The organism is Aquibacillus halophilus (genome assembly GCF_009649745.1).
Classification (GTDB): Bacteria; Bacillota; Bacilli; order Bacillales; family Amphibacillaceae; genus Aquibacillus; species Aquibacillus halophilus.
Genome location: NZ_WJNG01000002.1, coordinates 509,461 through 522,427, shown reverse-complemented (window position 1 = coordinate 522,427; position 12,967 = coordinate 509,461). Strand labels below are relative to the sequence as shown.

12 protein-coding genes and 1 riboswitch are annotated in these 12,967 nt (G+C 35.9%); of the genes, 6 read left to right on the top strand and 6 right to left on the bottom strand.

Annotation, left to right across the window (positions count from 1 at the left end; all coding sequences use genetic code 11):
- Window positions 1-160: 160 nt before the first annotated feature.
- Window positions 161-1,291: an N-methyl-L-tryptophan oxidase gene (solA, locus tag GH741_RS03640; RefSeq protein ID WP_338079220.1), complete on the bottom strand. Its 1,131-nt coding sequence runs from the start codon at window positions 1,289-1,291 to the stop codon at window positions 161-163.
- Window positions 1,292-1,615: 324 nt separating this feature from the next.
- On the bottom strand, window positions 1,616-2,434 hold the full coding sequence (locus tag GH741_RS03635) for a pyruvate, water dikinase regulatory protein (RefSeq protein WP_153735387.1): 819 nt from the start codon (window positions 2,432-2,434) through the stop codon (window positions 1,616-1,618).
- A gap of 776 nt (window positions 2,435-3,210) precedes the next feature.
- Between GH741_RS03635 and GH741_RS03630 the strand changes: the two genes are divergently transcribed.
- Both GH741_RS03630 and GH741_RS03625 read left to right on the top strand, forming a co-directional pair.
- Window positions 3,211-4,401: a glycine C-acetyltransferase gene (locus tag GH741_RS03630; protein ID WP_153735386.1), complete on the top strand. Its 1,191-nt coding sequence runs from the start codon at window positions 3,211-3,213 to the stop codon at window positions 4,399-4,401.
- 29 nt (window positions 4,402-4,430) lie between these two features.
- Window positions 4,431-5,390, top strand: coding sequence for an L-threonine 3-dehydrogenase (locus GH741_RS03625; protein WP_153735385.1), 960 nt, complete (start codon window positions 4,431-4,433; stop codon window positions 5,388-5,390).
- An 86-nt stretch (window positions 5,391-5,476) separates the two neighbouring features.
- Here GH741_RS03625 and GH741_RS03620 read toward each other — a convergent pair whose 3' ends face one another.
- On the bottom strand, window positions 5,477-5,962 hold the full coding sequence (locus GH741_RS03620; RefSeq protein ID WP_153735384.1) for a DUF1189 family protein: 486 nt from the start codon (window positions 5,960-5,962) through the stop codon (window positions 5,477-5,479).
- A gap of 332 nt (window positions 5,963-6,294) precedes the next feature.
- Between GH741_RS03620 and GH741_RS03615 the strand changes: the two genes are divergently transcribed.
- Window positions 6,295-6,690, top strand: a complete 396-nt coding sequence (locus GH741_RS03615; RefSeq protein ID WP_153735383.1) for a (deoxy)nucleoside triphosphate pyrophosphohydrolase — start codon at window positions 6,295-6,297, stop codon at window positions 6,688-6,690.
- Between the two features lie 98 nt (window positions 6,691-6,788).
- Here GH741_RS03615 and sinI read toward each other — a convergent pair whose 3' ends face one another.
- Together sinI and GH741_RS03605 are read right to left on the bottom strand one after the other, a co-directional pair.
- Window positions 6,789-6,911 carry a DNA-binding anti-repressor SinI gene (sinI, locus tag GH741_RS03610; RefSeq protein WP_240795389.1) on the bottom strand — a complete coding sequence of 41 codons (123 nt, stop codon included), beginning with the start codon at window positions 6,909-6,911 and terminating at the stop codon, window positions 6,789-6,791.
- A gap of 29 nt (window positions 6,912-6,940) precedes the next feature.
- A riboswitch (cyclic di-GMP riboswitch) is annotated at window positions 6,941-7,025 on the bottom strand.
- A gap of 250 nt (window positions 7,026-7,275) precedes the next feature.
- Window positions 7,276-8,808, bottom strand: coding sequence for an alpha/beta hydrolase (locus GH741_RS03605; protein ID WP_153735382.1), 1,533 nt, complete (start codon window positions 8,806-8,808; stop codon window positions 7,276-7,278).
- Window positions 8,809-9,103: 295 nt separating this feature from the next.
- Here GH741_RS03605 and GH741_RS03600 point away from each other — a divergent pair, with 295 nt between their 5' ends.
- Window positions 9,104-9,739, top strand: a complete 636-nt coding sequence (locus tag GH741_RS03600; protein WP_205677310.1) for an SIMPL domain-containing protein — start codon at window positions 9,104-9,106, stop codon at window positions 9,737-9,739.
- Window positions 9,740-9,747: 8 nt separating this feature from the next.
- On the opposite strand, the gene GH741_RS03595 is transcribed toward GH741_RS03600, so the two are convergent.
- Window positions 9,748-10,986 (bottom strand): aspartate kinase, encoded by a 1,239-nt coding sequence (locus GH741_RS03595; RefSeq protein ID WP_338079219.1) that lies wholly within the window; start codon window positions 10,984-10,986, stop codon window positions 9,748-9,750.
- Between the two features lie 156 nt (window positions 10,987-11,142).
- Here GH741_RS03595 and ectA point away from each other — a divergent pair, with 156 nt between their 5' ends.
- Entirely contained in the window at window positions 11,143-11,661 is a 519-nt protein-coding gene (ectA, locus tag GH741_RS03590; RefSeq protein WP_153735380.1) for a diaminobutyrate acetyltransferase, read from the top strand.
- On the top strand, window positions 11,658-12,932 hold the full coding sequence (ectB, locus tag GH741_RS03585) for a diaminobutyrate--2-oxoglutarate transaminase (protein WP_153735379.1): 1,275 nt from the start codon (window positions 11,658-11,660) through the stop codon (window positions 12,930-12,932). The genes ectA and ectB overlap by 4 nt, the downstream gene beginning before the upstream one ends.
- The last annotated feature ends 35 nt before the right edge of the window (window positions 12,933-12,967 follow it).

The following is a 12,967-nucleotide window of genomic DNA, read 5'->3' as shown; positions in this document are numbered from 1 at the left end:
GTTGGTTAGCCCATTCAAGATAATCAAACATCATCGTAATGTTCTTCACTCTCCCCCAACCATCTTAACGCTAGTCATTTTATTAGCACTAAGGCCAATTTCTCAATTCAACAACGCGGGGCACTTGCTTTGTTAACCATTCCAAGTTTTTACTTAAACTCTAATTGAACCTACCTATCGAAAAAGGTGTTAAATCAAATTGAGTCTTGCCATCAATAATTAGTTGGCTAATTATTTCACCAACGACACTACTAAATTTAAAACCATGCCCTGAAAAACCACATGCAATAAATACATTTTGATAATTGGGATGATTATCTATAACAAAATCTCCATCTGGTGTATTCATATACGTACACGTTTTACCTAATTTATGATTCATCGCACTCGACATAACTTTTTCAGAGAATCTACAAACTTCCTCTTCGTCCTCTGGATAATATCCAAATTCTTCAAGATTTTTTCCCGCTGTTACAGGATGTCCACTATCATGTCGACCAATCTTCACTCCAGCTCCTTCAATGCTAGGAAACCCATAATATATTCCAGTCGGGACATCAAATGCAAAGGCAGGAAAATTAAATGAATTATAAATAGATTCTTCAGAATGAAACCAAGAAAAGGTCTTCCTTACTGGTAGCAAAGGCAGTTTTAACTTCAACATATGAAGTAAATTATTCATCCCTTTCCCTGCTGTCAAGACTAAGTTATTGCCTTGATATTCACCTTCATTTGTTTTTACAGTCACATTACCTTCATCATTAATTTTAACCGATTCTACCCGAATATTTGATTTAAGCACTGCTCCATTTCCCATAGCGAGATCACGATAAGATTGAATACAGGCCTCGCTAAACAACACACCTGATTTAGATTCAAAGTAACCTACTAAATCATTAGAAACATTGAACCCCTTCCACTTTTTGTTGATTTGTTCAGCTGTTAGTTTTTCAAGGGCCAATGAGTAGAAATCCGCACTTTTTATTACATTTTTAATGAATGATGAGTGGGGTTGGGCTACATTTAATACCCCTGTTGGAATAAATAACTTCTCCTTTGCTACCTCCTGCAATTCTAACCATAATTCTTGAGAACGCAGAGCCATTGGAACATAGCTATTCCCCTCACCGTAAGCGTGTCGTATTATTCTAGTCTCCCCATGGTGAGAGCCTTGTTCGTGTGGCGGATCATGAGAATCCAATAGCAAGACATGCTTACTTTGCTTGGAAAGATAATAGCCTGCAGCCATTCCCATTGATCCGGCGCCAACGATTATCACATCATAAGTCACAATCCTCACATCCTATTCCATATTAAAGTCATCTTGTGTCTGCTTTAGATACATAATGCTCTATTTCTCGAGAAAAGTCTTATGTTTTTAAAATTGCTATACAGCCTTGGATGATGCAAGAGATACATTAAAGTTCCGGCTAGATACACCTGTAAAATTATGGTATTACTAGACTCGATTTTTTCTTTATACTACGACATTCACGATTTGCCTGAACTGTTTCTGATTTAAGAGCATTGATAGACTTATTATCATAAAATTAACTCTAATATTTATTCAATATTCAGTTATTATCTGTCGATGAAAACCCTTGACAGGTTTTCATTAGCCTTGATTCTTGTCATTCATCCAGCTCATTATAACTCCAGCAGTTTCTTCAATCGACTTATCAGAAACATCAATCACTTGACAATCTAATTCTTTCATCAGTGCTTTAGCAATTTTAATTTCTTCTCTTATCTGAGCTATAGAAGCGTATCTTGCTTCATCAGGTAAGCCAAGTGCCTTTAACCGTGCTTTTCTAATCTTCAAAAGACTTTCAGGCTCCATAGTCAATCCAATTATTAATGGTTTAATAGCGCTAAACAACTCAATAGGCGGTTTGGTGTCAGGCAATATGGGTAGGTTTGCAACCTTGATCCCTTTATGAGCCAGGAAAATACTAAGAGGTGTTTTTGATGTTCTAGATACACCAATTAATACTACCTGTGCTGCTATTAGGCCTCGTACGTCTTTTCCATCGTCATACTTTACCGCAAACTCAATCGCTTCGATACGCTGGAAGTATTCTGCATCTAATTCTTGTCTTAATCCCGGCTCCTGCCTAGGGGAATCATTATATGTATCAATATAAGCCTGCATCATCGGCCCCATTACATCAACTGCTTTAATATCCAGACGAATTGCTTCCTGTTTCATTGTTTCTCGGAGTTCCGGTTGAACCAGTGTGTAGGCTACTATTCCACCAGTATTGACGACCTCCACCATTATTTCTCGAATCTCATCATCTGTTTGAATATGCCCATATCTTATCAAATGAATGTGTTCTCCAGAAAATTGCCTTGTTGTCGCACGTGCTACAGCCTCTGCCGTCTCACCAACTGCGTCAGAGCAAACATAAATAAAGCGTTGTTTTTGGATCAATTTTCGTCCTCCTTCGCCTTCTACGAGGCTGTTAGGCCTCCAGTAGTAGTCTTGTCATATTTGTTTTAGTAATCCGTCCAACAACAAGTTGTTCACTCTCGTTTTCATGATCACTCGTGGCACGTACACTGGCAAGTTATCAACTTGATAAGATAATAAGGTTGGTGTATCCAATCATCGAGATCCTTCTATCCAATTATATCCATTAATTTAAACTCTTGAGTTAATCATATAATTTATATATTACCAATACAAGAACTATATGGAAAGTAACATTTTCCATTAAAACCTTGGTAACAGCTTTAGAAAATACGAGCCTTACAAAGTTTTGGACCTGCTTTCCTAATATCACTTGGAACAATAGAATACTTGTTAAAATTGTCAATGAAACGTCTAGCTAATTGCTTCGGCTTTTCATCATATATTTATTGGAAATTCTACGATGTTCAAGAATTTAGCACTTCCTTTGACACTCCGCCGACTATTTTGGAAATATAAACCAAACACAGAATCGGTTATGTTAGTTCCCCAAATTATTAAAAGCCTCACATGCTTTTAACGATGGTTAACCATACTAAATAAGTACCCTAGATTTTTTTTTTGCGTGTTTACCAATACGATAGTTTTTTTGATTGAATGTCTTTTTCCTATGAACACTTTTATAGATTTCTGTTATAATGTATATATATAAGCACTTAAACAGAACGAAATGTTCACATTAGACGCACAGTTGTTTTTAGAGCATTAACACACATATTAATTTAGGAGGGATTTTGTTGACAAGTACGAAACTTACCAGCTTTCTTTCTGAGAAGTTAGAAGGATTAAAATCACAAGGACTATATAATGAAATCGACCCGGTTGAGGGTGCCAATGGAGCAATCATTACTATTAAAGGGAAGGAATTAATTAACCTTTCATCAAATAATTACTTAGGACTAGCAACAGATGAGCGGTTAAAAAAAGTCGCAATCGATGCTGTCAAAACTTATGGAGTAGGAGCAGGTGCCGTTCGTACAATTAACGGGACATTGGATCTGCACCTAAAACTCGAAGAAAAACTAGCGGCCTTCAAAGGAACAGAAGCTGTTATTTCTTATCAATCCGGTTTTAACTGTAATATGGCTGCCATTTCAGCAGTAATGGATAAGAACGATGCCATTCTTTCTGATGAACTAAATCATGCGTCTATCATTGATGGTTGTAGACTGTCAAAAGCAAAAATCATTCGTGTTAATCACTCAGATATGGATGATTTGCGTCAAAAAGCTAAAGAAGCAGTCGAATCAGGGCAATATAATAAAATTATGGTTATTACAGATGGTGTCTTTTCAATGGACGGAGATGTAGCAAAGCTTCCTGAGATTGTTGATATTGCAGAAGAATTTGACTTAATGACTTATGTTGATGATGCACACGGATCTGGCGTATTAGGTAAAGGCGCTGGAACTGTAAAGCATTTCGGACTTCAGGATCGAGTAGACTTCCAAATGGGTACACTCTCAAAAGCAATTGGTGTAATTGGTGGCTATGTTGCTGGTAAACAAGAGCTAATCGATTGGTTAAAAGTTCAGTCCCGTCCATTCCTATTCTCGACTGCAGTTACACCAGCAGATGTTGCCGCAAGTACAGAGGCAATTGAAATATTGATGGACAGTACAGAACTTCAAAATAGACTATGGGAAAATAGTGATTATTTGAAAAAGGGATTAACCCAGTTAGGCTTTGACATTGGTAACAGTGAAACACCAATTACCCCCTGTATTATTGGTGATGAAAAAGCAACACAACAATTTAGTAAAAGGTTATATGAAGAAGGAGTTTATGCAAAGTCTATCGTATTTCCAACAGTTCCCAAAGGTAAAGGTCGTGTAAGAAACATGCCTACTTCAGCACATACAAAGGAAATGCTTGATCAAGCACTTACTATTTATGAAAAGGTCGGTAAAGAACTGGGGATTATTTAACTTCTTGACTGAGAGGGTGGGAGAACAAAATGAAGAAAATTTTAGTTACTGGAGCTCTTGGTCAGATTGGTTCGGAGCTTGTTCTAAGATTAAGAGAAATATATGGTGCGAACAATGTTGTTGCAACTGATATTAGAAAAGTGGACTGTGCAGTTGTACAGTCTGGTCCTTTTGAGCTTTTAGACGTTACCGAAGCAAGTACATTTACTACAATTGCAAGAAAATACAACGTTGACACGATTATGCATTTGGCTAGCCTCTTATCTGCCAATGCAGAAAATAATCCACTACTCGCATGGAACATTAACATGGGTGGTTTAGTAAATGCCTTAGAAACTTCAAGAGAACTAAATGCCCAAATATTTACACCAAGCTCAATTGGCGCTTTTGGCCCAACAACACCAAAAGATATTACTCCTCAGGACACATTACAGCGTCCAACAACAATGTATGGAGTAAACAAAGTATCTGGTGAGCTATTATGTGACTATTACTATCATAAATTTGGAATAGATACACGTGGAGTGCGTTTTCCAGGTTTAATTTCATATGTTGCACCTCCAGGTGGCGGTACAACAGATTACGCGGTGGAGATTTACTATGAAGCAATTAAAAACCAATCATACACTTCGTATATTGAAAAAGGAACCTTTATGGACATGATGTATATGCCAGATGCTATTGATGCAATTATTCAATTAATGGAAGCTGATGCTTCGAATCTTATTCATCGAAACGCATTTAATATCACAGCCATGAGTGCAGAGCCAGAAGACTTTGCAAAAGAAATCAGAAAACACATACCAAGCTTTAAGTTGAATTATGATATAGATCCCGGTCGACAGGCTATTGCAGAAAGTTGGCCAAACGCAATTGATGCATCTGCGGCGAAAAAAGAATGGGGATTTAAAGCAAAATATGATCTTTCAACTATGACCGAAGACATGTTGAAGAAATTGGAAAAAAAACTAGTACAACATGCAGGTTGATAAAATAAGCAAAAAAGACCATCCTCTTCATTTCAATAGGATGGTCTTTTAATATTTAAAATATTGCTTGGACATCCCAATAGCCACTAACCTTTGTTTTTATTTCTCGGATAAACCATAACCATTTTATACAAAATCAAATAAAACATAAGTAAAATTAACAATCGTATAAGCCAGTAATCCAAACCTATAAAACTAACAATCATATTTAGAATTAGGGGTACCGTTAATGCGAATGATGTCATTTTCCAAAGATGCTGATACGCAAGCTTCCTCTTCCCTACTTTTACAATTAGTAATCCACTAGCGGCCAAAGCTGAAATACCTATTAAGCTTAAAAAAATAATATATATTGGATAGAAAACTATCATTTGTAAGATATAACTACTTGCACGTTCACTTTGGGATAAATTATCCGCTAGTAACGATTGAATTCCTTCAGGGAGAAACACTAAAAAAAGTAGTGCAAATAAATAGACTAGTGTGTCTCTCATGCTAACTCTATTCAAAAAAAACACTGCTTCTTTTTTTGGTAAAGATAGACTTTGTTTTATTATCTTTTTTAAGTCCAATATTGTACCTCCTTTAAACAAATCTATCGATTCAATTTTGAATGCGAATGCATTCACATTCAAAAGACTAGCCCTAATTCAGAAGGGCTAGTCTAATTGTCCTTTTTGATTTTATCACAGAATTTTATATATGAAAAAGAATATTCAGTTGCACTAAAAAAAATGAATTTAATTTTCGAGCAGTTGACTGCCCTCCACCTCAACCACCATCTTATAGCGCTATCACTTATTTTACAAAAATTCGATTTTTACGAAGTAATTCTTTATTTACTATTAAAATTATAACGTGCTATTATTAACCAAAATATTAACACGTGGGAGACTTGTTTATCTTGAAACAAACCGTAAAAGTGGTTGCAGCTATTATTGAGAACGAAAATCAGGAAATTCTGTGTGTTTTAAGATCACCCTCCATGTTAATTCCCAATATGTGGGAGTTTCCAGGTGGAAAGGTTGAAGATGGTGAGGATATTTATTCTGCTTTGATAAGAGAAATCAAAGAAGAATTAGATTGCAACATTGCAACCCAAGAAATATTTAATGAACATACTCATGAATATGAAGCCTTCATCATCAACTTAATCACAATCAAATCAAAAATTACGAAGGGATCGCCGAAAGTAAGTGAACACTCCAATCTTATCTGGTCAAAAAGAGAAAGCTTAAGTTTATTAAAATGGGCCCCGGCGGATATTCCTGCTGTTGAGTTACTCATGAATGAAAAATGAGTCTTTTCTAGGTAGAAAAGACTCATGGTTACTATATTTATTCACTTGTCGTCCACTCTACCTTTTCCATAATTTCCTAAGATTGCCCAATTTAATTCTCATACTTTTTTTTTGTTATCATTCAAAAACGCTGTCACTTCTTCAACGGTTAGTCCTATTTCAGAAGCCTGTAACATTAATTCGATCCATTCGACATCAACTTTCTCATACATTTTAATCATGATAATCCCTCCCAAAATACATTAGTATTTCAGGCAGCCCAGCCGTCATCATTACGTAACCTTAGACCTGTGACTTTGCGTCCCTATTTTTCAATAGGTTTGCCTTTTTCTAAATATCCATAAAGCACTTTTTAAAACAAAACCCCTTTTAGTTCAACCTCCAATCCGTCTTATTACGTTAGTGAATGACTTAAGTTCCCCTATCATATACCTTTGAAAAAATTATCAATGTTTACTTAAAACAATCTAACGCTAAAATTTAGAATATTCTTAATTTAGATAGTATCAAGCAACGCATTACTAAATCATTACACTTTCATTATTTTATGAAAAAAAGATATATTCATTAAATGCTACTATGAAATCAACTAGACTTTTTTTTCAAGCTTATAAACCTTTTAGATAATTCACTATCTTCTCGACTGTACTTTAAAGCAATCTCCATATAATTCATTGCATTTTTATAATCCTTCCGTTGCTCATACACATCAACAAGGAAAAGTGACATATCTATCCATTGTTGTTCAATCCAATTTCGAAAATCCAAAAACCATTCTTCATACAATCCCGATAAGGCATTTTCCGTTTTTCCAATAAGTAGATTCTTGTACTGTCCTATTTTTTTATTGATATCTTCGGTGAGATGTGCTGATTTTATTCCATTAATATGCGTTAACAAATCAGAGCTAACCTTCGCTCTTAAAAATATGTGTTCCCGATCAGTACCAAGAATTGGCTCTCCATTAATTTCATTGTTGTTCTCCAGTAATTGCTTTAAATGGTGCAAAGAAACTCTTAACCTATTTCGAGCATTTTCTAGATGTACATCTGGCCAAAAAATGTCACATAACTCATCACGTGTTGCAGAAGGTTGAATGACAAGATAGACGAGAATTTGTTTTGCTTTTCTTTTCCCCCAACCATCTACAATTCTATTTTCTTTAATAGCAACTTTGAACCCATTCATAATATCGACTTGTATTTCATTGGTGGATTGAGATGAATCTACCTGTATGAAAATCCCTCTAATTTCCGCATAGATCTGAGAGGTTAAGTTTTTTTGATAACTGTCTTCTGGTAGATTGATATATTTGTTTTGATTGTTATTTCTTTGAATAAACTTATGAATCCATTCTGCTGTTATTTTAGGTTGATCCATCTGAATCATGAAGGATGCATACGGAACCGTTAAATATCTAGCATTGCTGTTAAAGTACAAACTAGCACTACACAATTCAGGAGGGAAAATTGTATCCTCTGAACCAGACAAGATAAGAATAGGGACATTGATTTTTTGTAGATTTTTAGTACCTTCTTCTCCAAATCCTGTATGAAATAATTCAAAATATACCTCTGGGGATACTTTTTCGTATCCATTTAGTAAAGTTTTAATTTTTCTTTTTGTAGGGGGATAACAAATTTTGTTAACCAATTCCTGTCCCATCTCTATCATCGATTGCTCTTTTTTCACTAGCTCTTTACGCTTCCGTACAAGCTCCACCCCTAGTTGCTTAGGATAGTGTATCGGTGCACCTATTAAAACCAACGTTTTTAAATACTTAGGCCTTTGAGCTGCAATCTGGACACCAACAAATCCACCTAGGCCTTGACCAATTAGATGATAGGATTGTACATTCAGTTCAGAAATCAGATAGATAAGATCTTCAGAAATTAGTTTAACCGTTCTTTGTTCTGATCCAGCGTCACTTTCTCCATGCCCCCTAAGATCATAACGAATGATATGGTAATTCTTCCGAATATAAGGAAGGATAAAATCCCATGAATGCATATCATGACCTACTCCATGTATAAAAATAAGAGTCTCTCTTGCACAAGGGTCTTCTGAATTAATTCGCTCATAATTTATATAGATAGATTCACGTTTAAGACGAACCAATAGATCACCCCATCCTTAGATTTTAAAAATGATAGAATCCAACAAAAACAGAGTTTAATGTATACATAAATTCGGCAAAGATTGTCAAAGTCCTTTATTTGTGGAAATTTATACAAGTTGCTCCTTTTATACTGATTAAGTTTAACTGCAAATACAAAATTATTAATAGCTCTATCCAAGTTTCTTTCGCTAGATTAGAAAATAGACATAAAATATAAAAATCAATCATGAAATAATATAGTAATAAAATTTTACTGGAAACGAGGTATGTAAAATGCACTATCCTCCTGTTAGCATGATGAACAAACGAAGTATGATCCTTTTTGGAAATAGTATACTTTCAATTGATCCAAACATAGCCGAGATAAAACTAGGTGTGGTTACAGAAGAATTGGAATTAAAAACCGCTCAGCAGAAAAATGCCGGAATTATCCAACAAATAATTAATTCAATCATAGAGCTAGGTATTTCTGAGGAAAAAATTAATACTTCAGAGTATACCATCTACCCACGATATGATTATGTAGATGGCATCCAGAAATTTAAAGGGTATCAGGTTAAACATATTCTCAACATAACAATAACAAATCTTGATAAAACAGGTGTAATAATTGATACGGCCGTTGGAATTGGTGCAAACGAGGTAGAAAATATTAATTTCATCGTAAAAAATAAAGACTCCTATTACCAGCGAGCATTAGCTATGGCATTAGAAGACACCTTAGTTAAAGCCCAAACAATAGCAAATACATTGAGGCTTAACCTTGATCCTAAACCGGTTAAAATTACTGAACAATCCACAGAACAGCCTCTAGTCCCCTATCAACCAGCAATTAGTTCAGAATTAGTCGATGGTAGTTCAACTCCTATCCAGCCAGGTCGTATAGATATAGAGGCAAGAATAGAAGTTGAGTTCCTTTATTTTTCTTGAAGTACACCTTACACTTCAACTTGTAAGGTATCTTCATCATCTAATCCAAACGTAGTATGCAATAGGCGCACTGCTTCAACTCCTCGCTCCTCAGGAATAACGCAAGATACCTTAATTTCAGAGGTCGTGACCAGTCTTATAGGAATATTTTGTTCACTTAACACTTTAAACATTTTTGCTGCTACTCCGGGATTGGTAATCATGCCTGCGCCAATGATCGATACCTTACACACTTTTTTGTCCAAGGAAATAGTCTGAAACTGCAAGCTCTCCTTCTTTTTTGTGAGAGCTTCAATTGTTCGATCCCCATTCTCAACCCCTACAGTAAACGAGAGATTGAAATTTCTCGACCCATGTTCATTTAACACAATCATATCAACATTAATTTTTTCATTCGCTAGATGTTCAAACAAGTCAGACATCATCCCACCTTCATTAGGCATTTGCAACACTTCAATTTTGTTTACATCCGTATCATAAGCTACTCCACTTACGACGATATCCTTCTCCATATCACTTTCCTCCTTGATATACGTTCCTTCAGCATCCGTAAAACTGGATTTTACCATTAGGTTTACACCGTGAACCTTTGCTATTTCAACTGCTCTTGGATGTAGTACAGATGCACCCAATGTAGCCATTTCTAACATTTCATCATGTGAAATTGTAGTTAGCTTACGTGACTTTGAAACAATCCGTGGATCGGTGCTATAGACGCCATCAACATCTGTATTAATTTCACAACGTTCTGCCTTTATTTCTGCAGCAATGGCTACTGCTGTTGTATCTGACCCACCTCTCCCTAGTGTTGCAATTTCTTTATCTTCTGTCATCCCTTGAAACCCAGCAACAATTACAACGTTCCCTTCATTAATTGAATGCAGAATGCGTTTTGGATCAATATGGATAATTCTCGCGTTACCGTATTCAGGTTCTGTTTCAATTCCAGCCTGCCACCCTGTATATGAAATGGAAGCAACGCCTAGTTCTTGTAAGGCTGTAGACAGTAATGCCATGGATACCTGCTCACCAGTAGTCAAAATCATATCCATTTCACGTCGAGGTGGGTTATCTGTAATATCATTCATTAGACCAACCAATTCATCCGTGGTGTCTCCCATTGCCGAAACAACTACCACAATTTGATCCCCCTGTTCGACGCTTTTCTTCACTCGTTTAGCTACATTTTTGATTCGTTTAACATCTCCAACGGATGTTCCACCATATTTTTGTACAATAATTCCCACAATAATTACCCTCTTTCATTTCCTATTATTACTAACTAATTTCCAACTTATTTAAAAACAGGAAAACTTTTTAAATTTTGGCTAAAAAAAAATCATATAAGTAAGCTACTTCTGACAAATAGTAACAGTATGCTGTACTTTTAGGAGGAATCCACGTTGACACTTACTACAGCAGTAGAAATACGTAAACCACTCCTTGAAGATGGAAAGAAAATTTGGCGTTTAATTAAAGAGACAAAAGTTCTTGATCTTAACTCAGCTTATTATTACACGATTTTATGTAAATATTTCACCGATACCTGTGTAGTGGCCGAGGAAAATGGTGAAATAGTAGGTTTTATTTCAGCATTTCGTGAACCGACAGAAATGAGAAGTATCTTCGTGTGGCAAGTTGCAGTTGATCAGTCACAACGAGGTAAAGGCTTAGCTTCTTCCTTGCTTCAAGGGCTACTAAAAAGAAAAGAATGCTCTGATATCAACTATTTGGATACGACCATTTCACCATCAAACGAAGCTTCAAAGGCTTTATTTCAAAAGTTGGCAAACACTTTGAAAACTAAAATGGTAGAAACAGAAATTTTACACCCTAGCCTATTTCCTAACGAAAATCATGAGCTTGAACAAACTTATAGAATTGGTCCGTTTCATCAAGAGTTAGGAGGAGGAAAACAATGAAATCTGTACAAGAAAAATCAGATTTAAAAGTATTTAATGAGCACGAATCAGAAGTTCGAAGTTATTCTCGTAGTTTCCCCACCATCTTCACGAAAGCTAAAGGGGACAAGTTATGGGATGAAAATGGAACTGAATTCATTGACTTCTTTGCTGGTGCAGGAGCTTTAAATTATGGTCACAATGATTCAAAAATGAAAAAAAAGTTGATGGATTATATAGAGAGTGACGGTATAACTCATGGGCTTGATATGGCTACTGATGCTAAGGAAGCTTTCATAGAACGGTTACAGAATATTGTCTTAAAACCAAGAAACATGGATTACAAAATGATGTTTCCAGGTCCAACCGGGACAAATTCTGTTGAAAGCGCCTTAAAGCTTGCAAGAAAAGTTACTGGTAGAGAAATGATTATGAGTTTTACCAATGCGTTTCACGGGATGACACTCGGTGCACTTTCGATAACAGGAAACGAAGGAAAAAGACATGGTGCAGGTGTTTCACTTCATAATACAGTCGTTATGCCCTATGACAAATTTATTGGAGACGACACTAATTCTGTACATTATATTGAGCGGTTTTTAGAAGATAAAGGTAGTGGAATTTCAAAACCTGCGGCGATTATTTTGGAAACGGTACAAGGCGAAGGTGGAATAAATGTTTCAAGTTATGAATGGTTAAAAGGAATTGAAGATTTATGTCGACGATTAGACATCTTTCTTATTATAGATGACATTCAAGCTGGTGTTGGTCGAACAGGACCATTTTTTAGTTTTGAACCTGCAGGAATAAAACCTGATATTATTTGTCTATCCAAATCTATCGGTGGATACGGGCTACCCTTTGCCTTAACATTGATTAAACCGGAACATGATATCTGGGATCCGGGAGAGCACAACGGCACATTTCGTGGTAACAATTTTGCGTTTATAACAGCTACGGAGGCCCTCCGTTTCTGGGAAAACGACACCCTTGAAAAAGAGGTTGAAAGAAAAGGGGAAAAAGTTCGAAAATTTCTTGACCAGCTAGTAGCAAATTATCCAAAACTAAAAGGAGAAGTTCGGGGTCGCGGATTAATGCTAGGATTAGCTTCCAATGTAGAGGGACTCGCAAATGCAATCTGTGCTACCGGATTCAAAAAAGGCTTGATAATGGAATCCGCTGGGATTAATGATCAAGTTACTAAAATCATGCCACCTTTAACGATTAATGATGAAACATTAGATCAAGGACTGAAAATTCTAGAGGAATGTGTTCAAGAGGTAATTAAATAATCACCTGATTTTTAATGAGGCTATTATGGCCTCAT